Annotated in this window: 1 protein-coding gene; it reads left to right on the plus strand. The window is 70.8% G+C overall.

Going from position 1 to position 816, the window contains the following annotated elements:
• Positions 1–50 precede the first annotated feature (50 nt).
• Positions 51–779, plus strand: coding sequence for an ectoine/hydroxyectoine ABC transporter ATP-binding protein EhuA (ehuA, locus tag ACOV8S_RS19480; protein WP_448319459.1), 729 nt, complete (start codon positions 51–53; stop codon positions 777–779).
• Positions 780–816 lie beyond the last annotated feature (37 nt).

Below are 816 nucleotides of genomic sequence, written 5' to 3' on the forward strand. Positions count from 1 at the left end.
CCCCCCCCCCCCCCCCCCCGCCCCCCGCCCGCCCCGCCGCTCCCGGCGAGCTGATCCGGTTCGACCAGGTCACCAAGCGTTTCGGCGAGAACACGGTGCTGGACCGGCTGGACTTCTCCGTGGAGGCCGGCAAGCACGTCACCCTGATCGGCCCGTCCGGATCCGGCAAGACCACCATCCTGCGGATGCTGATGACGCTGACCCGTCCGGACGAGGGCACCATCACCGTCGACGGCAGAAGGCTGTACCCGGCCAAGCGCCGGGAGGTCGCCGAGGTCCGCAAGAACATCGGCATGGTGTTCCAGCAGTTCAACCTCTTCCCCAACATGAAGGTGCTGCGCAACGTCACCGAGGCGCCGGTCACCGTCCTCGGCCTGTCCAAGGACGAGGCCGAGGCGCGGGCGCGCGAGCTCCTGGAGCTGGTCGGGCTCGCGGACAAGTGCGACGTGTACCCCTCGCAGCTCTCCGGCGGCCAGCAGCAGCGCGTCGCCATCGCGCGGGCGCTGGCGATGCGCCCGCAGGTGCTGCTCCTCGACGAGGTGACCTCGGCGCTCGACCCCGAGCTGGTGGCGGGCGTGCTGGACGTGCTGCGCGACATCGCCCGGACCACCGACATCACCATGCTGTGCGTCACCCACGAGATGAACTTCGCGCGCGACATCTCCGACGACGTGTTGATGTTCGACGGCGGCCGGGTCATCGAGTCCGGTCCCCCGGAGCGGATCTTCGAGGACCCGACCCACGAGCGGACCCGGGAGTTCCTGGGCGCGGTGCTCTGACGTCCCACGGACGGCAGCGGGCCGGACCCATGGGGCC

This window comes from Streptomyces sp. CO7, assembly GCF_053474865.1.